Consider the following 725-nt stretch of genomic DNA (forward strand, 5'->3'; position numbering starts at 1 on the left):
CCAAAAAAATCGGTATAGCGGTATTTTGTACACGTTTTGAGCGTTCTTTTTGTAGATGACTGCCATTACAATCCCCCCTCCTCAAATTTTTGGAGGTATAAATTGATTTGCGATTTATCGATTTTTTTCGCATTGTTCAACAAACGATTTTGTTTTTTTGAATACTCATCGACTTCAATATTTTTGATGATTTGATAAATATCAAATCCTTTTTCCTCGCCCAACTCTTCAAGCATTTTCAAAGACGGAACAACTGAAACTCGTAACCATTGAAGCAAACGACCCAAATCTAAATCTTTTTCAGGATTACCTAAATCAACTTTACCAGCACCGTCTAAAAAGTTTTCCCACCATGAGCAAACTTTCCAGCGGTTTTTATTCTGCTGAATTTCCTTTGCTTGCGTTTTTGTTGGTTCCAAAAATTCGACGATATCACGCATCGTATCCATGAAAACAGACCCAATAGTTTGACCGTTTTCAGTCATTAAATCAACGATTTTACGAGCCTTTTTCTTTGTAAACGATATTTCATATCGTTGCCAAATGCCCGTCTCAATCGCTTCTCTAGGGGGTATCTGATTTTTATATTGATACTGTGCATATTTATCATAGGCTCTTAGCATGTATGAACCAGTTGAAGAATTCGACTGAGAACCCAAGTACAAAGTATAACCTTTGATTTGACCGTTCACATCAGCCTGTTTTACAATGTTATAGCTCTTTTT

Annotated in this window: 1 protein-coding gene; it reads right to left on the reverse strand. The window is 36.0% G+C overall.

Going from position 1 to position 725, the window contains the following annotated elements; genetic code table 11:
- Window positions 1-65 precede the first annotated feature (65 nt).
- Window positions 66-725, reverse strand: a 660-nt coding sequence (locus HMPREF2613_RS04890) for a replication initiation factor domain-containing protein (RefSeq protein WP_148129934.1), incomplete at its 5' end; no start/stop codon positions are given.

Source organism: Streptococcus sp. HMSC070B10 (genome assembly GCF_001808665.1).
In the GTDB taxonomy this organism is placed as follows: Bacteria; Bacillota; Bacilli; order Lactobacillales; family Streptococcaceae; genus Streptococcus.